The organism is Flavobacterium riviphilum, from assembly GCF_055231795.1.
In genome coordinates, this window is the sequence record NZ_JBUYSY010000044.1 from 1 (window position 1) to 776 (window position 776).

1 protein-coding gene is annotated in these 776 nt (G+C 30.5%); it reads left to right on the top strand.

Going from position 1 to position 776, the window contains the following annotated elements:
* The first annotated feature begins 36 nt into the window (after positions 1-36).
* Positions 37-636: an REP-associated tyrosine transposase gene (locus ACZIX2_RS14220; protein ID WP_463340756.1), complete on the top strand. Its 600-nt coding sequence runs from the start codon at positions 37-39 to the stop codon at positions 634-636.
* Positions 637-776: the final 140 nt, after the last annotated feature.

Sequence of the window (776 nt, forward strand, 5' to 3'; positions counted from 1 at the left end):
AATAAGACAAATAGGGTATATTTATAAAAAAATGAAATGAAAGAAGGATACGTAATTCGTGATCAAACGTTGCCTCATTTTATAACTGCCACAGTTGTAGATTGGATAGATGTATTTACAAGACAAACGTATAGGGATATTATTATTGAAAGTATGGATTACTGTATCAAAAACAAGGGCATGATATTGTATGGCTATGTAATTATGAGTAATCATATCCATTTGATACTACAATCACAGGAAGGAAAACTATCTGCCTTAGTTAGAGATTTTAAAAAGTTTACCGCGAAATCAATTTTAGAGAAAATTCAAAATAGTCCTGAAAGCAGAAGAGAGTGGATGTTAGAACGTTTTAAATCAGCAACCGAAAGCCATTCTAGAAACAAAAACTATCAATTTTGGCAATACGGAAATCATTCAGAAGAAATTTATTCTAACGAATTTATGTGGTCAAAATTAGATTATATCCATTTGAATCCTGTCCGTGCAGGAATTGTTGAAAAAGCATCACAATACATTTACTCGAGTGCCAGTAATTATGTTAAAGATACAGGACTTCTCAAAATAGATAAAGCAGACAATCCCATTGTTGATGTTTTGAATCCCAACTCTTTTAACAAATACAATTTGTATTAATATTATTGTTTATTTTTAAAATATCTGAAATACATTGAATTCATCATATTCACGGAAAAAGTCGGGAGACTTTTATTAGATTTACTGTATTAAATGAAGATTTAAAAAAAGTGCGAAGTCATGAGACTTCGCAGAGCGGG